The organism is Zunongwangia sp. L-65, from assembly GCF_056859415.1.
On the sequence record NZ_JBSXOK010000060.1, the window covers coordinates 13,878 to 38,188 of the forward strand.

The 24,311-nt window shown below is 34.6% G+C and carries 19 protein-coding genes and 1 pseudogene; 6 read left to right on the forward strand and 14 right to left on the reverse strand.

Translation table 11 applies throughout. From position 1 onward, the window contains the following. Positions 1-18: 18 nt before the first annotated feature. Entirely contained in the window at positions 19-900 is an 882-nt protein-coding gene (locus AC13DP_RS10245; RefSeq protein ID WP_347407456.1) for a toprim domain-containing protein, read from the forward strand. Beyond that, positions 816-1,151: pseudogene (locus AC13DP_RS10250) on the forward strand (TraM recognition domain-containing protein); the annotation flags it as partial. The gene AC13DP_RS10245 and the pseudogene AC13DP_RS10250, both read left to right, overlap by 85 nt. Before the next feature lie 118 nt (positions 1,152-1,269). Here the strand turns inward: AC13DP_RS10250 and AC13DP_RS10255 are convergent. Further along, on the reverse strand, positions 1,270-2,139 hold the full coding sequence (locus AC13DP_RS10255; RefSeq protein ID WP_347407457.1) for an alpha/beta hydrolase: 870 nt from the start codon (positions 2,137-2,139) through the stop codon (positions 1,270-1,272). A 77-nt stretch (positions 2,140-2,216) separates the two neighbouring features. On the opposite strand from AC13DP_RS10255, the gene AC13DP_RS10260 reads away from it, so the two are divergent. Next, positions 2,217-2,600, forward strand: coding sequence for a winged helix-turn-helix transcriptional regulator (locus tag AC13DP_RS10260; protein WP_347407458.1), 384 nt, complete (start codon positions 2,217-2,219; stop codon positions 2,598-2,600). 344 nt (positions 2,601-2,944) lie between these two features. Here the strand turns inward: AC13DP_RS10260 and AC13DP_RS10265 are convergent, their stop codons facing one another. The 8 genes from AC13DP_RS10265 to AC13DP_RS10300 form a co-directional block, all read right to left on the reverse strand. Beyond that, positions 2,945-3,736, reverse strand: coding sequence for a hypothetical protein (locus AC13DP_RS10265; protein ID WP_347407459.1), 792 nt, complete (start codon positions 3,734-3,736; stop codon positions 2,945-2,947). A 116-nt stretch (positions 3,737-3,852) separates the two neighbouring features. Continuing rightward, positions 3,853-4,272 carry a hypothetical protein gene (locus AC13DP_RS10270; RefSeq protein ID WP_347407460.1) on the reverse strand — a complete coding sequence of 140 codons (420 nt, stop codon included), beginning with the start codon at positions 4,270-4,272 and terminating at the stop codon, positions 3,853-3,855. 1,039 nt (positions 4,273-5,311) lie between these two features. Next, a complete protein-coding gene (locus AC13DP_RS10275; protein WP_483067740.1) occupies positions 5,312-6,079 on the reverse strand; it encodes an HNH endonuclease in 768 nt (255 codons plus the stop codon). Beyond that, positions 6,066-7,175, reverse strand: coding sequence for a hypothetical protein (locus tag AC13DP_RS10280; RefSeq protein ID WP_483067741.1), 1,110 nt, complete (start codon positions 7,173-7,175; stop codon positions 6,066-6,068). The genes AC13DP_RS10275 and AC13DP_RS10280 overlap by 14 nt, the downstream gene beginning before the upstream one ends. Further along, entirely contained in the window at positions 7,172-9,583 is a 2,412-nt protein-coding gene (locus AC13DP_RS10285) for an ATP-binding protein (protein ID WP_483067742.1), read from the reverse strand. Before AC13DP_RS10285 ends, AC13DP_RS10280 begins: the two co-directional genes overlap by 4 nt. Then, the gene (locus AC13DP_RS10290) at positions 9,583-10,809 is read right to left on the reverse strand and encodes a DNA cytosine methyltransferase (protein WP_483067743.1); all 1,227 of its coding nucleotides are present in this window, start codon (positions 10,807-10,809) and stop codon (positions 9,583-9,585) included. Before AC13DP_RS10290 ends, AC13DP_RS10285 begins: the two co-directional genes overlap by 1 nt. A 144-nt stretch (positions 10,810-10,953) precedes the next feature. Then, the gene (locus AC13DP_RS10295) at positions 10,954-11,223 is read right to left on the reverse strand and encodes a very short patch repair endonuclease (protein WP_483067744.1); all 270 of its coding nucleotides are present in this window, start codon (positions 11,221-11,223) and stop codon (positions 10,954-10,956) included. 247 nt (positions 11,224-11,470) lie between these two features. Next, positions 11,471-11,725, reverse strand: a complete 255-nt coding sequence (locus AC13DP_RS10300) for a helix-turn-helix domain-containing protein (RefSeq protein ID WP_483067745.1) — start codon at positions 11,723-11,725, stop codon at positions 11,471-11,473. A gap of 1,503 nt (positions 11,726-13,228) precedes the next feature. On the opposite strand from AC13DP_RS10300, the gene AC13DP_RS10305 reads away from it, so the two are divergent. Genes AC13DP_RS10305 through AC13DP_RS10315 form a run of 3 tightly spaced genes read left to right on the forward strand, consistent with a single transcriptional unit; the run spans position 13,229 to position 20,494 of the window. Continuing rightward, on the forward strand, positions 13,229-16,240 hold the full coding sequence (locus AC13DP_RS10305) for a SusC/RagA family TonB-linked outer membrane protein (protein WP_347405634.1): 3,012 nt from the start codon (positions 13,229-13,231) through the stop codon (positions 16,238-16,240). Between the two features lie 5 nt (positions 16,241-16,245). Further along, on the forward strand, positions 16,246-17,640 hold the full coding sequence (locus AC13DP_RS10310; protein ID WP_347405635.1) for a RagB/SusD family nutrient uptake outer membrane protein: 1,395 nt from the start codon (positions 16,246-16,248) through the stop codon (positions 17,638-17,640). Continuing rightward, positions 17,627-20,494: a M16 family metallopeptidase gene (locus AC13DP_RS10315; RefSeq protein ID WP_347405636.1), complete on the forward strand. Its 2,868-nt coding sequence runs from the start codon at positions 17,627-17,629 to the stop codon at positions 20,492-20,494. The genes AC13DP_RS10310 and AC13DP_RS10315 overlap by 14 nt, the downstream gene beginning before the upstream one ends. Before the next feature lie 54 nt (positions 20,495-20,548). Here AC13DP_RS10315 and AC13DP_RS10320 read toward each other — a convergent pair whose 3' ends face one another. The 5 genes from AC13DP_RS10320 to AC13DP_RS10340 all read right to left on the reverse strand — a co-directional run bounded on the left by AC13DP_RS10320 (position 20,549) and on the right by AC13DP_RS10340 (position 24,263). Next, positions 20,549-20,812, reverse strand: a complete 264-nt coding sequence (locus AC13DP_RS10320; RefSeq protein ID WP_347405637.1) for a DUF6520 family protein — start codon at positions 20,810-20,812, stop codon at positions 20,549-20,551. 101 nt (positions 20,813-20,913) lie between these two features. Beyond that, the gene (locus AC13DP_RS10325) at positions 20,914-21,402 is read right to left on the reverse strand and encodes a MauE/DoxX family redox-associated membrane protein (RefSeq protein WP_483067746.1); all 489 of its coding nucleotides are present in this window, start codon (positions 21,400-21,402) and stop codon (positions 20,914-20,916) included. A gap of 126 nt (positions 21,403-21,528) precedes the next feature. Continuing rightward, on the reverse strand, positions 21,529-22,479 hold the full coding sequence (locus AC13DP_RS10330; protein ID WP_483067747.1) for a helix-turn-helix domain-containing protein: 951 nt from the start codon (positions 22,477-22,479) through the stop codon (positions 21,529-21,531). A 36-nt stretch (positions 22,480-22,515) separates the two neighbouring features. Then, positions 22,516-22,884: a DUF7793 family protein gene (locus AC13DP_RS10335; RefSeq protein ID WP_483067748.1), complete on the reverse strand. Its 369-nt coding sequence runs from the start codon at positions 22,882-22,884 to the stop codon at positions 22,516-22,518. Positions 22,885-23,306: 422 nt separating this feature from the next. Beyond that, entirely contained in the window at positions 23,307-24,263 is a 957-nt protein-coding gene (locus AC13DP_RS10340; protein ID WP_347405640.1) for an NAD-dependent epimerase/dehydratase family protein, read from the reverse strand. Positions 24,264-24,311: the final 48 nt, after the last annotated feature.

Sequence of the window (24,311 nt, forward strand, 5' to 3'; positions counted from 1 at the left end):
AGATGAAAATGTGCGGTTATGGATTTCAGGAAACAAAAACTTTCCATTGTGGAAGCTAAGGAAATGGATATGGTTCAGTACCTGTCCTTATTAGGTTATGAACCTTCAAATATCAGGAACAATGACTATTGGTATCTTTCACCATTACGGCAGGAGAAGACACCCTCTTTTAAGGTTAATCGAAGACTGAACCGGTGGTATGATCACGGACTTGGGAAAGGAGGGAATATGATCGACTTTGGGATTCAATATTATAGTTGTTCCGTTGGAGAATTTAAAAAAAAATTGGATGATGGTTTTTCCTTTCAAAAGCCCTTAAAAATTATTCCCAAAATAGAAAATGCACCGGAGCATCAACTTAAAATTTTAAAAGAGGTTGAGCTTAGTTCATACACATTGATCAGCTATATGGGACAGCGAAAAATTCCTGTTGAAATAGCAACCCAATATTGCCGGGAAGTACATTATGAACTGAATGCTAAAAGCTATTACGGAATTGGGTTTAAAAATGATTCCGACGGATTTGAAATACGTAATCCTTATTTCAAAGCAAGCAGTTCTCCAAAGGATATTACTACTGTAAAAAATGCTTCCGATGAGGTGACCGTATTCGAGGGCTTTATGGATTTTCTTTCGTTCAAAAGTATCAGGGAAAATGAGGTGAATAATACTTCTGATTTTGTTATTTTAAATTCCCTTTCCCTGTTTGAAAAAGCACGTCCGTTTCTGGAATCACACAAGTCAATAAAGTTATATCTGGACAATGATGCCGCCGGACAAAAAGTTGACAGGGAAGCATTGTCTAATAGCAAGAAAATCCCGATGATCCTAAGATTGTATGTATGGGGAACAATCCGCAAAAAATACAGATTTACGGAGCGATATTATCCCTCTATGTAATCCGGCTAATCAAGATGGTGAACAAAGAAGGAAAGCTAAAGAGTAGTCTTATTTTTGATGAATTCCCGACCATCTACCTGAACAATATGGATAGCCTGATTGCCACTGCCCGGAGCAATAAAGTTTCTACTTGTTTGGGAAATCAGGATTTTAGTCAGCTTCGTAAAGATTACGGACGTGAGCAAGCCGATGTCATTATGAATATTACAGGGAATATCGTTAGCGGTCAGGTTACGGGGGATACGGCCAAATTGCACAAGTTCTTCTTGAATCAAACTTCGAATTAAAAGCAGTTTTTAAGAATTCTATATAATTAAAAAACAACACTTACCCATTACGACAAATCAGAATAACTCTCTTTTTTTGAAATTATTGGGTTGTGCAACGGTTATCGTTGTTAGCCACAGGTTTTTTATTCTGTTTTAGATGCTGCTTAAAATAGATAAAATGATACTCAATGGATTTTCTCCAATATTCTATGTTGTGTTCTCCGGGTTGAACTGAAAATCTTATGGGTAATTTTTTAGATAATGCCAAATCTTTGATTTTTAACGTATTTGAAAGCAATGGGTCATCTAAACCGCAGTCAATGAAAAATCCTTTAGTAAAGTCACGATTGCTTTCAATTAAAGACGAAATACTAAATTTTTTCCAATCATTTTCTTTTGGGTTTCCCAATGTTATTTCTAAATCTTTTGTCATTCGCTCACTTTCAAAGAATTTCAAGCTGATTTCTTTGAAGTTTTCATAGTCAAATTCGAGAGCTCCGCTTGTTGAAGCAGCAGCATTGAAAAAATCAGAATGTTTTATGAATAAGCTTAATGCTCCGTAACCCCCCATACTTAAACCAGTTATAAAAATATTCTTCTTTTCAATACTATATTTTTTCTCGATTTTTGGAATAAGTTCTTGAAAGAAGAAATCTTCATAATAAAAGTTTTCCAAATTCGGGCTGTTCAAATAGTAATTGACAAAGCCTTCAGGACAAACTAAAATCATTTGGTAATCAGTTGCTAATTTTTTCAAATCGGTAGTTTTATTCCATTGTTCATAATTTTCACTATATCCGTGAAGCGTAAAAACCAATGGATAACTTTTTGTAGATTCATAATTCTCGGGTTTTTGTACAAGAATTGGGACTTTTGTTTCAAGGTTGTCCGATTTTATCCTAAAAACTTTTTGAGCAAATAGGGATTGTGTCAATACCATAAATATTGTAATTGAAACGAAATTTTTCACTTTTTTGTATTTTTATCAAAGGTCTCAAAAGACTGTTTTTAAAACAATAGCTAACAAAATTGTTAGTATTTAAATCATTGATTATAAGAAAAGAACAATCAACGAATTTCGAAAACGAACAATTTTTATTTCAGGTTTGCGAGTTAAATTCAGCAATTGCAATCATAAGCGGTCGTTGGAAATCTCAAATTGTTTATTCCATTTCTCAGGGCAATAATCGGTTTCATTTATTACAGAAGGAATTGCCTAATATTTCGGAAACCGTTTTGGCAAGACAATTAAAAGAGTTGGAAACTCACGCTATTTTGGTGAAACAGGAAATTCCGGATACTGTTCCTGTTGGAATTAAATATGTTTTGACTAATAAAGGCTTGGATTTAGTTCCTATTTTAGAAAGTCTTTGCGATTGGGGAAAACTGTATGAAGGAGGAAAAGAAATTTCAGCTTGCTATACTTCTTAATTTTGATTTTATACGTACGTTTTTTTAACTTGCGGCTAACGTGATTGTGTATGATTAGTGGTGTGTTTAAACACCTAATTCAGCGAATAAAAACCGAACGACTGGTAGAAAATCCACGAGCATTTTCGTAAGTAGGTAATTACTAGCAATGAATTATACACGGTGTGCCTGTGTAAGCTTCCCTTAAAATCGAACTGTTTAAAATAGTATATTGTTGTCTTGATATCTTCTCTTTATAAAAGAAGACAATTATTAAAAAAATTACTAAAACGACTAAAAAGCCTAATCCTATCCATAAAATAGCGTTCATAATGAATTGTTTTAAATGTTCAAACTTTTAATACCTAGAACGCCTTAACTTTCTTTTGAGAAAAACCAAAATTTAACCCTGCTAAAGCTATAATATTATTAACATCATTAAAATTTTTACCGAAAGTAGATGTGACAAAAACGTTATCAGACAATTTATAACTTCCTATTACCGCTACTCTATAATTATCATAAATTTCCGAGGTTGTGTTTAATCTTTGAACGTATTCTAAAGAAACTGTAAATTTTGATATGTCATAGTTGAACCTAGTTCCTACATCAATAAGGTCTGCTTTAATATTTGTCCCTTCAAAATCTTCGTTGTTAATGTATCTAGCTAAGGCTGTGAAATAGAAATCATCTCCTTTGGGTCTAAAATTAAGGGTTGTCCAAATTGCCCATCGATTTAATTCTAATTCAGAGTAGGAATTAGATTCAGCACTTGCACCAATAGCTGCGGCTAAATCAATATTAAAAACGGGTTTTTCTGTTATATCGACATATTTTTGTCTCAAGGAATCAAGTTTTTTCAAATTTTCCTTATTAGTTAAATCAGAAGAAAGTATATTTTCAATATCTGCTTTTAGAGAATCTAATTTTTTGACATTTTTACCATATGACTGGAATAGCCTAGTTCTAATGCCACCTGATATGAATGTTAAAGTATCCGAGCTAATAGTCGCCATAGAGACTCCAAGATGAGACAGTACGGGACTTTTAGTTTTATACATATCCTCTGCGGTTAAATTTGGATGGTCTTTTAACCAAAAAGGTGCAAATTCTAGAGCACCACCATTTTTTGCAAGACCTAATAAATTTAAACCCAAACCCTGTGGTGTTGTTGATTTTTCAATTGAAGAGGGCGTTTCGTCAAATAGAATTAAACCTGGTGATGTTGGTGTTTCTAAATTTGAAAATTCAATGTTTTCAGAGTCATTTTGGGCTAATAATATTTGATTAAAAAATAAAAAAAAATTAGTAAAGTCAAGGCATATTTGATTAGGTATTTTCCCTTAAAGCTTGCCACTCCATTTTCTGGTGCATCTCCTTTATCAATTTTAGAATAAAGTTCTTCATTGTCTTGGTTAACAAAGGAAGTTGTTATTACACATCTATTAGTAAAACCATTTACGTCTAAAACGTTTGTTTCAACAGAAAGTATTTTATCCTTTAGTAGTTCCGAACCTCCTATGTATGTTGGTTCTGTTAAATTTCCTTTTGCAATAATTTGTCCATCTAAAAACACTCTATTTCCTCCAATTTGTCCATTCCCTATTTTAATAGACAAGTAGATTTCATCTTGACTTCCTTTGGTGTCAAAATTTCTTGGGATTGGTTTTAAGTCAAATTCTTTGATTTCCATATGTAATGATTTGATTGGTTAATTTTGTTTTATTGGGCACTACTTACGGATAACATAACAAGTTGTGTCATATCTACTTTATTTCAAATACTAATCTCGCAGACTTTTAATTGTTCTAAAAGTATTTCTGGCTACATGCGTATAAATTTCAGTGGTTTTACTAGAATCATGCACTAGTAAAACCTGTATTCCTCTAAATTTACCTATAGCCTAACGGCTACTATTAAAATACTCTCAAAAAAAGAAACTAAATCCCATAGAAGACAAATCGGTAATCCAGATTAACGAGACCGAAATTGACTTTTGTTCCTCCAGTCTTTAAAACATACGAAGCTTTATTTTTAAATTCAATCACTAAACCAGTATCCTCAATAGAAAGTCGGCTATTTGGAATTTATCCATCTCTACTAATTTTAGATTCTACATTTACACCTGTTTCTATTCCAAAATCAATATCAGCTTTTGAAATTCCAGACCTTTCATCAGGTTCAAAATTTGTCCAATTACTTCAAATCCAGACCATTTATCAAAAGTGATCATTTGACTAATTAAAATGGTTGATAAATACTCAATGAGCCATTAAATCCTGTTTTCAATAAATGTTTGTTGTATTTTTTAAAATGTTCATAATATTTGATATATGGTTGAAATTACAGTTTAAAAAATATCCAAACAATACCTGATAATGGGTATTTTTAGAGTTCAAATCGCCACTAATCCAAAGTATTTTAGATCGTATTAAGTTATTTGTCACTTCCTTTTATACCTTAACTAAAACTACTCAAAAAACTTCGATGTAAATTATGGTTTCCCTAAAATTTAATAGCAGCTCAGGAGTAATAAAGATCCGGTGATCCGTGATTTCTTTTTTCCTGATCCCACGAATTACCGCTAAAAGCATCACCGGTTTATGCGGTGCTTCCAAATATTTATTTAAGTCTCATTTTAATTTTTCAAAGCACTTATAATAATTATTGAGTATTTCTGAAAAGAAAGATTCATTCACTTTTTATAAATATTCCGATAAAAATTCAGAAAACTAGCCAATAAAAATATTCTCATTATGCCAAATTAGAAAAGCTTTGTCTGGTAGAAATTTAGTAGGTAACTTTATTCGATTTCCACCGAATGGTAAAAAAAAGTTATTGTCATCTTTAAATTTTTTTTCGTGAAAAATTCCGGAAAGCTTTATTTTGTAGTCTGGGGTGATTGTAATTAACCCTTTGTCAAAAGCTTTGTCATGCAATAAATTCAAACATAAGCCGTTTGAAGGGTTTACTCTGTTTTTATGATCTGTAGACCAAGGTATAATATGACTTGCGACAAGCAGTTCTGGAATTGATATGCCTGTTATACAGCAAGAGTGATTATAAGAGGCAAGAATAGCCTTCCTGAAAAACGACTGATTAACCCTGACTTTAACCAAGGCATCTCTCTCCTTCCCTTCGGCCGATATATTCTCTGTACTTATTCCAGTTGATTCCTCGATGGACTCGCCTTTGTATTGTGCTAATATTTGTTCACTCTGCCAGGATAATTCTTCCCAGTTACCATTAAATTCTTTCCATACTTCTTCTTCTCCTTTTGCACCCCTACTTAAACCTGATATGTTTCTGGACTGCAATTCAGGATCAAGTCTTGCAAAATTAGCCAGTTTCATAGCAACAGAGCCATTACTCCGACCAATAATTTTAGCTAGATTTTTTACCGGAGCATAATTTGCATTTATTTTTGTAAAAGGTATTTTGCAATATAAATTGAATGCTAATATATGTTCTTTCTGAGTCCAATTTTTATTTTTTTTCATTGATTATATCAGTACTTTCCCTTGAATCCCATGGTGTAATTCCAGTTCTAAAGAAATGTGCTCCAAATTTCCCGATTATCTCATTGGTTAATTCATCGCTCAAGGATATATATAGAGAGTAACTCTCTAAAAGGGTTTGTTTTGGCAGCATCTTATATTTTGATAGGGCTAATTTACCGCCCTCAAAAATTGGTGAAGGGGGTAGGTGTCTGTCATATCCGGATACATGAGGATCACCCTGAAGCATTTTAGAAATTTTATCCTTTTTTTTAATAATCTCTTTCCAAATGAATGGGCAAACCAAAATTGAATCAGCTCTAATAACATTACATCTTGGGGTTAAAATAAAAAGAAAATCATCAGAATCTTTTTTCTTGAAAATATCACCAGTCCATACTGGAATATGGCCAATTCTTCTAATATAATGTTCAACAGAATTAACAGTCTCTTCTTTGAGTTTTCCTTCATCATCAAGCTCAGGTAATAATAATTCTGATAATAAACTCCTTATAGAAATCCTTTTGAAAATTTTTTTAATTCTCTCAGCTGAATCTTCTAATTTGTCATTTTCACCTTTAATATTATTTATAATAGCTTCTATTTCTGTATTTTTAAGAAACTGCATTGTAAATGCTCTATGTAAATCACGATGAATTTCAGTTTCTAGAATACCTCCTGGGCAAAATACATCAATGAATCCTGAATCTAATAGTAATTTAATTTTATCATAAATTATTTGTATACTTTCATCTTTCGGAATCTTATGAACCGTACCACTATCTGTGAATTCCTCATCTATAATATCTAAATGACCACTATAAATAAATATAGGCAAATTGAATTCAGCAAAATTTTCTTTTATATATTTTAAAAATTCTGGGTGACCTTCTAGTTCTTCAGCAGATGCCTTATCTCCAACTAGATCAAATATTAAAGCTTTTACCTCTGCTTTTCTTTCATTAATTTTTTTCCTTAATTCTTCTGCGTTTGTACATGTCACATATTCTAAATTAATATCTAGCTGGGCATATAAAGATTTATACTCTTTAAGTAAATTTTGATCGTTTTCCAGATGTAGGATTATGCCGTCGTTCATTTTTTATTTTTTTTAATAATGAATGCTGGACCATTTTTTCTATTTTCAGCAGCAATATCCCAATCGTTTTTGCTTAAAATACTTCGGGAAAATGCAAGCCCTAGGCCTGTCGCATTATTTTCGGATCGGGTTGTAACTCCATATTCAAAAATGTGGTCTATCAGTTCTTCATTTATAACTGGTCCAGAATTACTAATTACAAAATGATCGTTTTCTATAAAAAATCTGATTTCTCCTTCTTTTTCCGTTTTCTTTAACCAATAAACTGCATTATTCACAATATTCAAGAATGATATCCAGAAAGCATATTCAAGATCTTTGATAAAGAATTCTTTTAACCTGTCATCAGCAATTACCGTTATATTAAATTCTTCTAAGTCTGATTTGTAAAGATTACAGACTTTCAAAAAAGTTTGATATGGATTAAATTTTTTCGCTCTTGTTCGACCTATTGCTGGTTGTAGAGATTTTCGCAATTCAACTAAAATATCTGTAGCCCTATGTAAAGAATTAATATCATATATAAACTGATCCCTTGCATCAAATTCAATTAATTCTCTTTTTAAGTCCAGAGAAGATTTTGCTGCACGAAGTCCAGATATTGGCTGCGCCATCTCATGATACACCAGTTCTATGCCGCTGCCTAGAGATGCCAACCTTTCGGAAAAGGATAAAGATTCCTCTATATTATCCATGGAAGTAGACACTTCCTTCATAAATTTTTCAGAATACTTAAGAAGCTGATGACTGGCTTTTAATTCATTTAAATGACTTAGATATTCTTCGAAATCAGGTCTTTTATGTTTGCTTGTAGGAGTCCTACCTAAACCATGAAGTTGCCGATAATTATATCTTTTCTTTCCAAACTCGCGAAAAATAGCCTTTAATGTATCTTGCACATCCTGAAAAGCTTTATTCTCAAGAAATCCTTCTCTGTTTGTTTTTTCTTCTAATGCATCATTCTCTGGAGAATAAAAAAATACATATCCTAAAATCTGATTTGTATTTACATTTTGTCCCGGATTCTGAACTCGGCTCTTAGATAACTCTATCCAATCTTCAACCTCCTCACCGTAAGGTTTGACACCAAATCCATTTTTAGAAATCCTCAAACCTTGAAAATTTTTAAAATAACGTCTGAATTCTCCTCCGCTTTTTAGTTTTGCTCTTTTAGCCAACTTTTCACGATTATCCCTTTCACCTATATCATAAACACGAATGTCGAAATAATATTCTCCGGCATCGTTTTCGTCATTCTGAAATAAATTTTCTTGCAAGTCTTTCTCTTCTTCAACTTCTTTCTGGCTTAATTCAAATTTATTCTCATATATATCTGTATCAAGCCTTTTAAAGGAGATATAACCGCTTACGTTTCCTTTATTTGCAACTTTTCCATAAACACGGTAGTCATATACGGACTGGATAGGAATTGGTTCTACTGGGAGCCATTCAATTCTTTCTTTTTGGCCAGGTAATAGATTAGTAGAAAATTCTATTAAAAAATTATTTTTCGTACCGGATATGGCTTTTTCTTTAGAAATTAGGCCTTTTTCAAATAATTCTTTCTGTATTTCTGTGTTGAAATTGAGAGGAGTTATGAGCGTAGCTAGACTTTTATAGAACTTTGTGTTCTTATACGGTTCTATGGTCTCATCTGGCATTTCAATCTGACTGAAATCTTCACTTAGGATCTTAAGAACAGATGAGTCTAGGGATTCAATTATAATTAGGGTACCCTTTGCAAAAGAACTTAAACTTGTAAAATTTAAGAAATTGATTAATCCATCGGTGTTTTTCTGTATTCTTTCTTCTATATATTCTTTCAGGACATTTTCAGAATTTTCATTCAAATTCAATTGCTTCTGCATATTCACCTCCATTCTTTCTTCCATAATTTCAGGAGAATTGAATAATTTGATGAAATCTGAAACCTGATCACCTGGAAAATCAATATCTGAAAGAAGTTTGTCTTTTCTAAAAGCTTCTCTACTTACTGTAATCCAGTTATAATTATCTTCTAATTTTTTCCGAGTTACAACGGTGACATTTTCTCCTAAAGCCATTGCGGCTAACCGACCGATACCTTTGCTTCCTAATAAATTTCTATTATAAATATCACTTTTTGCATTTACCCTTCTTTTCGAACTTACGGAAGGCTTTAGCCAATCACCAAAAAGGGTAGTATTGTCCATACCATTTCCGTTATCATATATTACGGCAAAAGCAGCTTCTGGATTTTTGGAATAATGAAAATATATTTTTGCTCCTAAAGCATCAGCATCATATCCATTTTTCACTAATTCGTTTATCGCTGTACTGGGATGACCAATTAATTCTTCACCCATTTGAATTATGGACATTGCTCCAGGCTCAAATGAATGCCTTTTTATTTTCGGTTTGTTAGTCATTATAGTAGGTTTTTTATAGCAATAGCTATTTTCTCTGCCATTAATGGGGGAACTGCATTCCCAATTTGTCGAAATGCTGCAGTTCGGGGTTGATTTTCTTTGATTCCTTCAAAATAATAATTATCCGGAAACGACTGGATTCTTGCTGCTTCCCTTACAGATATTGATCTTAATTGATTTTTATCAGGGTGGATAAAATGATGCCCGTCCTTCGCAATATGAGCTATCATTGTATGAGGTTCCTTATCTACCACTTTAAATCTGTCAAGAAAGTCTTTAATATTCTTTTGAGTTCTGAGTTTTTCTGGAATAAGGTTGTTTTTCAGTCTTGTTCCGTTTTCAAGTTCATTTATTGCCAGTTTATAAATTTCTATATCCTTCGAATTATGAGGACGTGTGATATGCTGAGTTACAAAATCATGTCCATTTCGAATTGCGTTTTGTTTGAGATAGTTATTAGCCATTTTAATATAATCCTGAACACGATTTGTCTCACCGGGTTTGACTTTAGGTAGATCTTCAAAAATTTTATCTCGGAAAAATTTTATTTTTTCGGGCTGTATGTCAGGATAAGAGAGTTCCAAATTTTTTTGCCAGCCGATGATGATAACTCTTTTCCTGTTCTGTACAACACCATAATCATAAGCATTCAGAAGTTTGGCGTCCAGTTCGTAGCCTAGTCGTTTATAATATTTTTTTAAATTTTTGAAATACTGCCCATCTGCAGAAGTAAGAAGTCCTGGTACATTTTCGAATACAAATATTTTCGGCTGATATCTTTTCAAAAATCTACCATAATGAATGTAAAGTTTAGTGCGCTTATCATCTTTTTTATGCTTCAGTGGTGCTCTTCCTACAACAGAATATGCCTGGCATGGTGGGCCGCCTATAATAATATCTGCTTTTTCTGTACCAAGTATAGAGTCTATTTGATTGAATATTTCAGGATTGTTTTTTCCTATTTCAGCATTAATTACTGTATCCAGCAGTTCTTTCGGAATTGCATTATAAAGTTCTTTCCGAGGTAGTTTACCGCTCAGATAAGAATAATAGGTCTCCTCTTTGTCGGATGCCTTTAAATAATAATATGCAATCCTTGTTTTCAATGTGAAACATGCTGCTTTATCGTATTCTACGTGAGCAACAGGTTTAAATCCTTGTTTATAAAACCCTTCGGATAATCCGCCGGCCCCTGCAAATAAATCTATGTATCTGATTGTACTCATTAATTTTTTAAATCTTTTACTAATCCTTCTAAAGTTTTAGTACGTTTTTTCGGCTTTAATTCACATTCCCAGATGACAACAGCTTCCCATCCGTTTTCTTTTAATTTCCAAATGTTTTTTTCATCTTTTTTTATTCTTTCCGATTTAATTTAACCACCAGTCTGTTCTGGTTTTTGGAGTAACAAAGTATTTGCAGTTTTCATGCCCGTGCCAGTAGCATCCGTTTATCATAACTACTTTTTTATACTTCGGAAAGACAAGATCCGGTTTTCCAGATAGACTTTTATCATGTAGTTTATAGTGAAATCCTTTCGCGAATAAATATTTTCTTACCAGGATTTCAGGTTTCGTATTCTTGTTTTTAATTCGACTCATATTATAACTACGAGTCTTTGTATCATGTACATCCGCCATTTAAAATAAAAGTTGGCTAATTGATAATTCTATAATTAGATAGAAAATCTAAAAATAAAGATAATTATTTAGTATAAGATTTTTAAACCTTTGTATTCATTTTTTTGTTAATGATCAGGATTTTATTAAATCCCTTCGGTACTTTAGCCACTTAAAGTTCGGAGTGATCAGTAATGGGCTAAAGTACTGTTTTGACCCATATAAAACATTAGGTTTTATTCAGGAACTTGAGATATTCAAAATAATATTATTTCTTCAGACTCTCTTTAAACTCCAGATAAGTAGGAGCTTTGCTTTCTGACCAATCACTTTTATTTAAAAGATTTCGAACATCTATTCTCAATAATTCCGCAATTTTGTTGAGTTCGTTCATAGAAGGTTGTCTTCTATTATTTCGCCATTTTGAAACAGTTCCTTCAGATCTCTTAATATACTGAGCAATAACTCTATTAGTAATTTTATTTTCCTTAAATACTTGATCTAATCTATTTATAATACTCATCTAATTTTTTAACTTAAAAAGTTGGTCGTTTTACAACAAACTTTTATATTTGTGTCATTAATGATATGCGACAATTAAGTGATGGAATAGAATGTACATCACTAACGATGTCACTCATACAAGAAAACCGCTAATTTTCCCTATGAGTTGATCATGAGCTCGCAGTCTATTGGATTTTGTATCTTCGCGATATAAACCAATAGGGCGGGTCTCATGTAAGTCTTTGGGGAACCAAGTGTTCAACTTGGAGGTTCTTAGCGGTACCACTTGCAAAGCATTGAGACTCGCTTATTGGTTATACAAAACAGTCTCACCTTTGTTTTTCCGAGTACACATCGTTTACATAACAATTAAAATTATGAAAACGAGAAATACATATCTTACTAAACACTTTTACGGCTTAGTGCCATACAAGTGTTTTTTCTCTTTTCATAACAGCAAACCACAACCCCAATCCCTACAACCTATTTCAAAAAACATAAAATGCGCTCCAGAGTAACTTTGGCGTAGCCGGTGTCAAAATGCCCTGCCTTTTGCCCGGTATCACCGGCCTGGCGCCTGTGCAAATCACATAGGCCTAGCACATGGGTAACCATCGTATTCTCTAGTACTCGCAATGCTAAAAATACAGGGTTTTCCTTAGTTGTGCAAATCCAAAATTTGCTGATACAGGCAAGCTGGGCCGGTTTTTAAAATTGAGTTGGAAAGTTTAAAGGTTAAAAGTGAAAAGTGAAGAGTGAAGAGTGAAGAGTGGGAGGTGATAATCAAGAACCAGTAATCAGTTCAGATCTTGAATCTTGAATATTAAATTTTGAATTATTTGGAGCTGAAAGAGGAGATTTCTCCATTCCGCTGCGCTACACCTGCCTGCCGGCAAGGCAGGGTCGAAATGACCAATGAAAGTGAAAAGTGAAAAGTGAGAGGTGATAATCAAGAACGAGTAATCAGTTTAAATCTTGAATCTTAAATTTTGAATTATTTGGAGTTGAAAGAGGAGATTTCTCCATTCCGCTATGCTACAATCAAAACTTTCGAAGTTTAAAAGTTAAAAGTGAAGAGTGAATGAAGAGTGAAGAGTGAAAAGTGGGAGGTGATATCAAGAACCAGTAATCAGTTTAAATCTTGAATATTAAATTTTGAATTATTTGGAGCTGAAAGAGGAGATTTCTCCATTCCGCTATGCTACACCTGCCTGCCGGCAAGGCAGGGTCGAAACTATCGAGGTTTAAAAGTTAAAAGTGAAGAGTGAAGAGTGAAAAGTGGGAGGTGATAATCAAGAACGAGTAATCAGTTCAATCTTGAATCTTGAATATTAAATTTTGAATTATTTATAGCTGTAAACCCTTAACTATTAATATAACCCTTAAAACCAATAGCTATAAGAAGAAACAAAACCACACATTTGAATTAGTAGCTAAATGCCTACCCCTCGGGTTTGACAGCAGGAGGGGAAGGCTTATGGCTTGTTAACTTATTAAAGACAAACAAAACCACCGCGAAATTATGAAAAATAATTACAAGTGCTGCAATATTGCAGTGCTAATACCCCTTTTATGTTCATTTTTCTTCTTCGGGAAGATGAATGCCAGTCCTTTTTATTATCATTTTACCTATAAACCTCATCTTTTTGTTCAACAACAAATCACCGGAATCGTAAAAGATCAGGAAGGTGTTCCTATTCCCGGGGTCAATGTCATTGTTTCGGGATCATCTAGCGGTACCATCACCAATCTGGATGGTGAATATACCATTGCTGCCCGGGTAGGAGATACTCTGGTGTACTCTTATATTGGATTTAAAGCATTTAAAGTTCAGGTAACTGAAACCTTTTCTGGTGATATCAGCCTTCAGGCCACTATTGATGCGTTGGAGGAGGTCGTCATCAATGCCGGGTATTATAATACAACACGCCGGGAGCGTACCGGGAATATTGTAAAAGTAAGTGCTGCAGAAATTGAAAATCAACCACTGGTCAATCCCCTACAAGCGCTTCAGGGTAGAATGGCTGGGGTAGAAATTACACCCACTATCGGAATCCCGGGAGCATCTTCAAGCATTCAGATCCGGGGAACCAATAGCCTCCGGGAAGAGGGGAATCTTCCCCTGTATGTTGTTGATGGCATCCCCATTAATGCCGCTCCTATAGATGGCGTTTCTCTTATAGGACAATATGGGGGAGGGGCAGATCCCTTAAATACCATTGGATTATCGAATATCGAAAGTATAGAAATACTCAAAGATGCCGATGCTAGCGCTATTTACGGGTCCCGGGGCGCCAATGGGGTAGTCCTTGTGACCACTAAAAAAGGAACGAATGCTAAAGGGCAGCTGGAAGCTCGTTTTTATACCGGTGCGTCAAAACTTCCTAATAGAATAGAGATGCTCAATACCCAGCAATATCTAAGACTGCGAAAGGCTGCTTTCGAAAATGACGCCGTAGTACCTACCCAAAGAAATGGGTACGACCTTTTGGTATGGGATCAAAACAGGTATACCAACTGGCAGGAATACTTTTTAGGAGGTACTGCCCCGGTTATCAATGCCAGTCTGCAATATTCCGGAGGAAATAACCAAACGGGTTTTCGTCTTGGCGGTACCTATCTCAACCAGGGAACCATTTATCCTACCGATTTTAAATACGAAAAAATAACCGGGAATTTAAATCTAAACCATAGAAGTACAGACGATAAACTTCAATTAAATCTTTCCATAAATTATGGGGTTGATCGTAATGACCTGGTAGGAGCGACCAGCCTTTTATCCTTTCCATTTACTATTCCGCCCAATGCTCCTTCGGTATTAAACCCGGATGGGAGTCTTCATTGGGAAGACTGGATAGCCGTTGGACAAAATAATCCACTAGTTGGTTATTTTAATAAAACTACAAGTCGTGTGAATAATTTTATGGCAAATCTTAGTGTCTCCTATCAACTGTTTAAAGGCTTAAATTTTAAAACCAGTATGGGATATACCAGTTTGCAAAGTCGGGAAATTCAAAAAATGCCGTCTTATTCTTATAATCCTAATTATAATAGAGTACATCAATCAACACATACGAATGTTAATCGATCGTCCTGGATCCTTGAGCCCCAATTAGTATATGAAAGCAATGTCTTAGGCGGAACTTTAAATGCGCTATTAGGAACGACATTTCAGGAAAATATAGCGCATTCAGCGCAGTTTACAGGTGTAGGCTATGTTTCTGATGCGCTGATAGGAAACCTGGCCGCAGCGGAATCGATTAGGGGCAATGCTTATATGGATACAGAATATAAGTACAATGCTGTTTTTGGACGCCTTGGCTATAACTGGAAGGAGAAATATTACCTGAACTTAACCGGAAGACGGGACGGCTCATCACGCTTTGGCCCCAGAAAGCGCTTTGCTAATTTTGGTGCCATTGGGGCGGCATGGATTTTTTCTGAAGAGCAATTGATCAAAAATGAAATCTCCTGGTGGAGCTTTGGGAAGTTTAGAGGAAGCTACGGTACCACGGGGAATGATCAGATAGGAGATTATGGCTATCTGGATGCTTATGAAGTGACCAGGGGACCTTCGGGCTTATATCCTACCCAACTTTTTAATCCTGATTACTCCTGGGAAACCAATAAAAAGTTGGAATTGGCGCTAGAACTTGGCTTTATAAAAGATCGAATCAATATGGCCATTAGTTGGTATCGAAATCGTTCGTCCAATCAATTAGTGGGGCTTTCACTACCTGCGATGACAGGATTTACATCTGTACAGGCTAATCTGCCCGCTACCGTAGAGAACAGGGGATGGGAAATAGAATGGAATACTCGTAATATAGCATCCAAAAACTTCAATTGGCAAACTTCGTTTAATATTAGTTTTCCTGAAAATAAGCTCATCGCTTTTCCCGATCTCGAAAATTCCAGCTATAAGAATACCTATCAGATAGGAAAACCTTTACGTATTCGATGGCTTTATAAATATGATGGTATCGACCCCGATACGGGATATTATACTATTGCAGATATCAATGAGGATGGACGTTACGATTATAACGACCGTATAGAAACCAGGTCACTGGTAAGGGAATATTATGGCGGAATAAACAATTCGATTTCCTATCAAAATTTTTCTTTAGACTTTTTGTGGCAGTTTGTAAAGCAGGAAGGGACACTTTTTTTAATGGATGCGGGACGTATCGGAAATCAGCGAATAGAAGCCTTAGAAACTTTGAATGCTGATAGCCCATATCAACAACCTTCGCGATCAATTGGCGCCTTAATAGGATATACTTATGCGCAAACTTCATCATTTTTTTATACCGATGCCTCTTTTCTGAGGCTGAAGACACTTTCAATAAATTATCAAATTCCTCACGAAATATTGGAGTTTATTGGTGTGAGACAGGCTCATGTATTTGTTAATGGACAAAACCTATTTACCATGACCCCATATAGGGGTCTTGATCCTGAAATTCCACAATCGGGAACTGCTTATGGTAGCCTGCGAACAGTAACTGCAGGAGTTCAACTTAATTTTTAATAGCTATGAAAATCATTAATAAGATAAAATACCTCACTATTATTTTCTGCAGTTTGTTAGTATCCTGTGAAGATTTTGTTGCGGTGGATGCACCTAATAATCGAATTGTAAAAACAAGTGTTTTCGTTGATGAGACTACGGCACAAAGCGCCATGCAGGGAATATATAACCAATTGTACCGATTGGATTTTAGTCGGGGTTTTGAAAATAGTGTCACCAATCTCACCGCATTATCTGCTGATAACCTTCAATTAATTCGGGATAATAATCCTACTTATCTGGAATTTCTCGAAAATGAAATTTTACCCGGGAATGCCAGAAACCTTTCCTTATGGTCCAGTGCTTATAATATGATCTATATGACCAATGCCTTATTAGAAGGCTTAGAAGGTTCTCTATTAGAAGAGGGCTTTAAAAACTCCCTGGAAGGACAGGCAAGATTTATACGAGCCTTTACCTATTTTAATTTAGTAAATCTTTATGGAGACGTTCCGCTGCTTTTAAGTACCGATTATCGTTATAATGCAACAGCCCCACGCGTTCCTCTAGAAGATGTATATGATCAGATTCTAGAGGATCTCGAAGTTTCTTCAACATTACTTATGGAGAATTATCCTGATTCCGAACGAACAGTCGTCAATAAATTTGTGGCTTTTTCCCTTATGGCCAGACTATATCTATATCTGGAAAACTGGGAGCAGGCTGAATATTTTAGTAGTCAGGTAATACATCAGCAAAATACCTATCAATTATTGGAAGATCTGGATTTGGTGTTTTTACAAAATAGTAAAGAAGCTATCTGGCAAATATCACCCCTTGGAAAGGGAGGAATAAGTACTGAAACTAATGAAGGCGCCTTATATGTTATTGAGCCGGAGACAACAGCTTTATACAATTTGAAATTGACTCAGGATTTGGTGAATACTTTTCAAGTTGTAGATCAACGTCTGGTACATTGGGTGGGTTACAGTGATATAGAATCAGTTTATTTCGCTCATAAATATAAAGATCGGAATAGCACCAATAATCTAACGGAATATTCGATGGTTTTACGGTTAGCTGAACAATATCTTATACGATCCGAAGCTAGAGCCATGCAAAATAAAATTGATAGCGCTCTGCAAGATATCAATAGTATTAGAACACGGGCGGGATTGGAAAGCTTGAATTTGAACCAAAATTGGAACTCTGAAAGTCTTAGAAATTTGATCCTGGAGGAACGACGAAAAGAATTTTTTATGGAATGGGGACATCGATGGTTTGATTTAAAACGTACAGGCTTGGCTGAAGATAGGCTATCGGTTAAGAAACCGGGATGGCAAAATACAGATGTGTATTATCCTATTCCAGATGAAGAGCGCATAATGAATACTAATCTAACACAGAATGATGGTTACTAAGTTACGCATAAGCAATATCGGTAAGACATTATCATTTTTCAGACGCTATCTCTTCATCTTTATTTTTTGCTATGGGATCAATGATAGTTCAGGACAATCTTCAAATAATTTAATAGATACATTAATTTGTGGAAAGCTCGAAAATGGATTCGAGTACTATATAAAAATATTGCCGCAGGAAAAAGCCTTGAAAATGGATCTTTTTGTAAAGGCTGGTTTTAATTTTCGGGATGATGATCAATTTGAAGTGCCTCATTTATTGGAACATATGATGTTTAGAAGTACAAAGAATTTTCCCTTTGGAATAAATGAAGCAGATAGTTTGGTGAAGCAATATGGAATGCAGGGAATCGGTAGAGATGTCTTCGCATTTACTACCTATAAGACTACAAAGTATACGTTTAATCCTAACCCCAATTATATCGAAAGTATAGATCTTGGCTTTCAGTTTTTTGCGGACATCCTTCAAAACTTAAATATTACCAGGGAAAATATGAATTTAGAGAAAAGTGCGATTCAGCAGGAACATGCAATGAAATATTCAAACGTAGCCCATAATAGAAATGATTTACTTTGTTCCTTATTTCCCTGGTTAGAATCTTATAGCCATTTTAATGAGAAAGTCGATTCACTTAGCTTAAACTCAGTTAAAAGATTCTATAAAGAATATTATCAACCTCAAAATGCAGCATTAAAAATTGTGGGATATGTGCAAGATCCGCTTTTGTTGAAGCAAAAAATTCAAGATGTTTTTGGCGCGTTAAAGCCCACCGGAGAAGTTGGAAGGAAGTTCAACTATGATTCTATATATCGAGTGAGACCTTTTCAATTCAAAGTTCAAGAGAGAGAACATCCTTTGGATATTAGAGAAGATCAAATTGACATAAACCTTTTTTATAAGGATCTAGGAATGTTGAAAGATCATTCTTTCGACGCTCTAGAAATGCATCAGCATAAAATCTTATGGGAGATGATGATTGAAGTTTTGGAAGATAGGCTAAAGGAATTGCAACAAGTTTATAACCCAAAGTTTGACGTATCTATACAGAGTTTTGTTAAATATAGAATTACACCAGCTTTATTTAGAATGAAAATTATGACCGATTCAAGTGAAATTGAAAGTAGCCTGACCAAAGTATTTCAAAAAATCAATATATTGAGAACATTCGGAGTTAGTAAGGAGTATTTCGAAGAACTAAAAGATCGTATATCCAAACAGTTTCATTTTAAGCAAATCGATCCTTTGAATTATTGGTCTTCAGAAATCACGAATCATATCACCGATGGAGTGCCATTATTGAGAGATAAAGAGAAAATGACTTTGGACTGGTTAAATCATTTGACTTTGTCCGAATTCAATACCAAAATTGATAATGGTTTCGGAAAAAAAACGTTTGATATTAGTATTCAGTTGCCAAAAGAAACTATGAGACCAATAGATAAAAATGGCATGCTGACTGTAATTGAGAATACATTAAATGAAAATAAAATTGTTCCAACTAAACTAATAAAGCGACCTTCCAGACTAATTTCAGATGCTAAGGTATCTTCTTTAGAAAAGAAAGAGTATAGCTTAATTCCTGATTCATTATGCAATGCTCACTATAAGTTTAATAATGGTCTGGAAATTATATTGGTAAACGATTCTAGCAAACAAGGAGTGGTAAGCCTTCGGGCTTTTAGTGATACGGGAAGTCTTAATTTTAAAAGATCAGATTTCTATAATGCCAGTTATGCTCCCTCCATAGTGCAACATTCAGGCTTTGGCGACTTTGATAAGTTTCAACTGAATGATTATGCATCGCAATGGAAAACTTTTAATTTTTATGCTTATGTAGATCCTCACGAGTCTGGAATAAAAGCAAGAGTGGAAACTAAATATATTGAAGAACTATTCCAGTATTTATTTTTATTCGTAACAAAGCCGAGGATTGATGAGGAAGCATTTAAAGATTGGCAGGTTAGTGTCGAAAAGAGCTTTATAAATCCAACTTATAGTGTCGAAGGAATCGATTTTATGAATAAAGTAAAATTATCATTGAGTCCTCATCCAATTGCATTTCATTCAGGGAGGGATTATTTAGAGCGTTCACAGGAAGTTGATTTTTTACGAAGCATTTCGATATTCAAACAGCTTTTTTCACGAAGTAGTGACTTCACCTATATTTTCACGGGGGATTTCGATGAAAAGTCAGTTTTAGATTTAAGTAGCAAATATCTAGGGAATTTACCGAATTCAAAAGAAATTTTAGAAATCCAAAATGATAATAGTTATTCTAAGACTAAGGTTTCTTTAACTAAGAACACAATCTTCGAAAAATACTCAGGCCGCGAAAATGAGTTTTTTATAATGCAAAGCATCAGTGAACCCCAAGAATATTCTTGGAAAAAGAATTCGATAACTATGTTATTAGGGGAATTATTAATTGATGAAATATTAAATCTAAGATTAGAAAAAAAACTTGCACTTTATCACCTTTCGGCCCATGGGCGATATGACAAAGATCTCCATCGGTATGTAGTAATGGCAACTATGGATTGTAAACAACGTGAGATTGATCAGGTAAAGCGAGAGACCAGGAAAATTTTTACAAATTTCAGTAAAGGTATAATATCACAATGGAATTATGATTCGGCGTTGAAACGGTTAAAAATGAAAATAATCGAAAATTCTAATAAACCCAAGAACATGGAAATGTTATATCATAATTACAGTGATGGAAATAATAAAATCAAAGATTTTCTGGAAGAAGGCGAATTGTTATCTTATGTAGAAGGATTGACATTTGAAAAGGTAAAGAAAATAACTAGGGATTTTTTCGGAGAAGAAAATACGTATGAATTTTCTATGTAAAACTAAGGCACACAATTAAAAATTGTGTGCCTTTTACTAAATTATTTTTCCATTTTAAGGTAAAATAATTGGTGTTCCAGATCCTGGTTTGGCGGAATTTAAATTATTTTCTTCATCATAAACTGTAAAAGGACCTTCACCATCAAGTATAACCTGACATTGTTCTGATCCATTTTCGCAAGTTACTTCCTGAATCTGTTCCCACTGTCCATTTCTTTGAATATAATCATTCATAGGATCTTGTTGAGTTGCTGTCGTAAACGACATTCCGATAGCACTAACAAAGGCCAGTGCCGGGATTAAAAAATTGGTTTTCATAACATTTACGTTTTGAATTTATAAAACAGTCCTAGTTTAAACAGATAGACCTTCTCGCTGCAATCACGCGTGAAATTCTTTATAGGGGATGTTTGCTGTAATTATATTGTTTTGGGATTCGCCGTAACCTCTCGCTTGGTAAGATACCAGGCTACTAAACTTAGTATAAGATTAACCAGGTTAAATACTACATGTTGCTTCCAACTCAGTAAAGAAATCAGCCCGCCACAACTACAGGGCTTGTTGGGTAAAAACCAGATAATCCAACCGGTATAAACACTTAGAAGGATAAATAATAAAGCAATACCTAGATAACCGATACGTCGGGTGCTTTTAAAACTGATACTTATCGCCAGTACAAGTTCTGTTATGGGAATAAACCATTGTCCAACAGCTGCGAGTTTAGTACTCAAATATAACGGGGCATTGATAAGGCTGATATATATACTATTCCCTTCGGTAATTTTGCTTAGTGCCGCATAGCTCAGTAACAGAATAAAATAATACAAAAGAATAGCCTCTAAAACTCGGGAATAATTAATGCTTCTAAAATGGGATGCCTGCATCCTATGATTTGATGTGGTTTTCATTTTATTCTAGTTTAATTTGTCTTTTATCATTTAAGCGTAAATGTCACTAATTATCCTGTTGTAAAATGCCAGTAGAATGTCCTCATCGGCTTAAAATGCTATGTACAGGCCGGGAAGGACTTTTTTCTACCCAAGGTTGCGCTCTGATATTTTGGAAAAATAATTTTTACGGTACTGGGAAGGGGTAACCCCAAAATGCCGCTTAAACCGTTGGGTGAAATGCGCGGGTGTTTTAAATCCAAAATGATGACTAACCTGTTTAATGCTCATTGCTCCGCCTTCCAGTATTGTTAGGCTACCTTCCAGTCGCTTTTCCATATCATATTGTAATATGGATTGATGAAATCGTTCTTTAAAAACACGCTTTATCCTGCTAACGCTTGCGGCAGCTTTAAAGGCAATATCTCCTAATGAAGGGATACCATCATGCAGGCCTTCCATAAGAATACGATGCAACTTCTCGGATAATTGATAATCGTATATATTTTTTGAATCACTGTTAATAACCTTAAGGGCAAGTGGGGATGGGGATGATCTGGCTTTTGTTTTGGTCATGTAAATAACGTCTTCAGGATCATACCCAATCAATAAAAACAAACCTAGCCTGGTGTACCTTCCAGGACAATAGAGACGCGCCTTAAGAGGGATCAGTAGTCCTTCCGGACTTACAAAATCAATCACTCCTATGTCGAATTCCTGATCCTTGGAGTTTAAAAAAAGTGTAAACCTACGTTTATACTTTTTCTTAGAGCGATCACTTAAAAGTTGTAGTAGGCTAAGGGCTGGATCAGCATTTTTGATAATAAGTCCTGCGCTATCAAAATAGCTGTTAATAGCATGATTTTTATCAATTAAGATAAAAATTTTGGGTTGTAGAAATTTTGGAGAGGTGATCTGCAGCTCCCTAAACATCCTGGCCAATTGCAAACTCGCATTGTTGAAAATTAATGCAAGGGTATCAATCTCATCCTTGCTGTCCGAAATAGGTATTCGATAAGAAAATATACCTTTGGATGCTTTAAGTAAGGCCTCTACAAGTAGATGGTATCGGGGATCGGAAAATAATCGTTTAGACATAACTTAAAGGCTTTAGGTATTGATGCTTTTTATAGGTTACCGGTCATCTACAATAAAACTTAAGGCTTCATATTTAGTGAAACAAAGTTTTGTAGGTATTTGCGGATGATGGAATTGTATGAAAATTTCTCCCAGATAATGCTCGTAAGGGGTATGTACTACTATGGCTAAAACCTTAAGCATTGCAGTACCTTCACTAGCAAAAAAGGCCATGGCATCATCACTAATGTGATGTATCTTGCGTAAATCCCATATCATAGGATATACTTTTTCATGTTGATATAATAGCCTATTGGCTACAATCATCTTTGCTATTTTGAGATTAAGATCAGGAACAGGTTTAAACGTTAAATAAAAAATTCCATCACTAATCCACATTACTGCATAGTCGGTCTCCTTCCGCATAGGCAATGGATTATAAATAGTATTTAATAAAATTTTGGGGCTGTTTGTAATTGTACCTGCACTTAAAAGCACTATTAAATATAGGAATATTATTTCTTTATAAATTTTAAACCCCTGCTAAAATGTTATCTGTCTGGTCTAAAAAATATTCTAATTCGCTTAAATGATAAGGTTAAGGAATTCAGATCTCGGTTCCCTAAGTTTTTATAGCTCCATACTTTGATTTTATCACTATATAGGTGAAGAATGGGAATAGTTAATTTATAATTATAAGTACTGTTTGAAGTATACAGGAGATAAATTACGGAAGCGATCAAAAAAGGACGCGGGAGACCTATTGGGTATCGGGATGCCCCATAAAAATAATTATTGGCTACTAATTAGCTTTTAGACCTGCCTTGCTGAGGTTGTTGACTTTGATATTACTCACAAATCAATGTTTCTTTAAAAAATTGTATTTGCTGTTTAACTCCAGATTGTAGAGTAGTAGTAGGTTTGAAACCGATTAATCTCCCGGCTTTTTCTATTTGAGCTTTTGTGCTTTTCTGGTCTCCATTTCTTGCCGGTAACTGCTTTAAATGAATGGATGAATGTGTTAAGTTTTCAACCAGATGAATACATTCTTTTACTGTATAGGTTTCGTTACTTCCCAGGTTGATGATTTCTCCATAGCAATTTTCGTAATTTTCGATAAGCTTTTTTATTCCCTCAACAATATCTTCAACATAGGTGAAACTGCGTATATGTTCGAGACTGCCGGAATATAGATGGAAAGAAGTTTGTAGTAAAGCAGCGGCAATTAATTTAGGGAACATTTTATCATTCCGTTCTCTGGGACCATATACTGAAAATAAACGAAGCGAACATACGGGAAGCATCTCGTTTCTAAAGTAGGATAATGCGAGCTGCTCTGCCGCAAGTTTGGTGACGCCGTAATAGGAAACGGGTTGTGGAACCTGTTGTTCATCGCCTTGTGCGGTTAATCCGTAGACAGAAGAAGTACTAATATTAATAAAAAGTTTTAAATGTTTAGCGTGGAAATTTTTACAATATTCTAATAAATTATGGGTAGCTATAGTATTGTTCTGCAGGTAAGAATTAAAACTTGTATGAGGGTCCAGTCCCGGCTGTGCTGCCAGATGAATCACAAAATCGATATTGTGAACCGGTAATTGTTCCAGCTCACTTTTTTCACACAAATCTACCTTATAGAAGTCGATATATTTCTTTTGTAAATCAGCCAGGTTTTTCTTTTTCAAATTCACATCATAAAAATCATTCAGATTATCGATGCCTGTAACTTGATGTCCTAATTGTAGAAGTGCCAAGCTTAGGTTAGAACCAATAAATCCAGCTGCTCCCGTTATAAAAAAATGCATATTTTACGTTTATTGATAACAAAGTAACTTTAAAAAAGCAGTATAATT

Bases quoted from the DNA above. Each gene is read 5' to 3' on its own strand.
- AC13DP_RS10270 (WP_347407460.1), bottom strand. From the start codon at position 4,272: ATGGAAATCAAAGAATTTGACTTAAAACCAATCCCAAGAAATTTTGAC.
- AC13DP_RS10295 (WP_483067744.1), bottom strand. From the start codon at position 11,223: ATGGCGGATGTACATGATACAAAGACTCGTAGTTATAATATGAGTCGA.
- AC13DP_RS10315 (WP_347405636.1), top strand. From the start codon at position 17,627: ATGATGGTTACTAAGTTACGCATAAGCAATATCGGTAAGACATTATCA.
- AC13DP_RS10325 (WP_483067746.1), bottom strand. From the start codon at position 21,402: ATGAAAACCACATCAAATCATAGGATGCAGGCATCCCATTTTAGAAGC.
- AC13DP_RS10245 (WP_347407456.1), top strand. From the start codon at position 19: ATGGATTTCAGGAAACAAAAACTTTCCATTGTGGAAGCTAAGGAAATG.
- AC13DP_RS10280 (WP_483067741.1), bottom strand. From the start codon at position 7,175: ATGAACGACGGCATAATCCTACATCTGGAAAACGATCAAAATTTACTT.
- AC13DP_RS10335 (WP_483067748.1), bottom strand. From the start codon at position 22,884: ATGCGGAAGGAGACCGACTATGCAGTAATGTGGATTAGTGATGGAATT.
- AC13DP_RS10285 (WP_483067742.1), bottom strand. From the start codon at position 9,583: ATGACTAACAAACCGAAAATAAAAAGGCATTCATTTGAGCCTGGAGCA.
- AC13DP_RS10310 (WP_347405635.1), top strand. From the start codon at position 16,246: ATGAAAATCATTAATAAGATAAAATACCTCACTATTATTTTCTGCAGT.
- AC13DP_RS10330 (WP_483067747.1), bottom strand. From the start codon at position 22,479: ATGTCTAAACGATTATTTTCCGATCCCCGATACCATCTACTTGTAGAG.
- AC13DP_RS10340 (WP_347405640.1), bottom strand. From the start codon at position 24,263: ATGCATTTTTTTATAACGGGAGCAGCTGGATTTATTGGTTCTAACCTA.
- AC13DP_RS10290 (WP_483067743.1), bottom strand. From the start codon at position 10,809: ATGAGTACAATCAGATACATAGATTTATTTGCAGGGGCCGGCGGATTA.
- AC13DP_RS10305 (WP_347405634.1), top strand. From the start codon at position 13,229: ATGAAAAATAATTACAAGTGCTGCAATATTGCAGTGCTAATACCCCTT.
- AC13DP_RS10320 (WP_347405637.1), bottom strand. From the start codon at position 20,812: ATGAAAACCAATTTTTTAATCCCGGCACTGGCCTTTGTTAGTGCTATC.
- AC13DP_RS10275 (WP_483067740.1), bottom strand. From the start codon at position 6,079: ATGAAAAAAAATAAAAATTGGACTCAGAAAGAACATATATTAGCATTC.
- AC13DP_RS10300 (WP_483067745.1), bottom strand. From the start codon at position 11,725: ATGAGTATTATAAATAGATTAGATCAAGTATTTAAGGAAAATAAAATT.